Below are 279 nucleotides of genomic sequence, written 5' to 3' on the forward strand. Positions count from 1 at the left end.
CGGCGGACGCTGGACGTATCCTGCCGGTTCGCCGTTGAAGGTGAAGTCGCCGTCATCACCGCCGACGGCGGCGCCCAGCACCGGAATATCCATCGCTCCGGCCGGGAGGGGGCCGGCATCGGTTACGATCTCGGCGTCCGCCACCGGGCCGGCATCGTCGAGGAAGACGACCTGCCCTTGGCCCAGCGCCACGGGGTCGACACGCAGGAAGGCGGGGGTCTTCAACAGGTTCTCGGTCTTGGGCAGGGTGCGCCCGGTGTCACAGTTGCCGACGGCGGC

The 279-nt window shown here is 70.3% G+C and carries 1 pseudogene; it reads right to left on the bottom strand.

The features are described from left to right. Positions 1–279: pseudogene (locus EN862_RS35950) on the bottom strand (XRE family transcriptional regulator); the annotation flags it as partial.

Origin of the sequence: Mesorhizobium sp. M2E.F.Ca.ET.219.01.1.1 (assembly GCF_004016445.2) — a bacterium.
Lineage (GTDB): Bacteria > Pseudomonadota > Alphaproteobacteria > Rhizobiales > Rhizobiaceae > Mesorhizobium.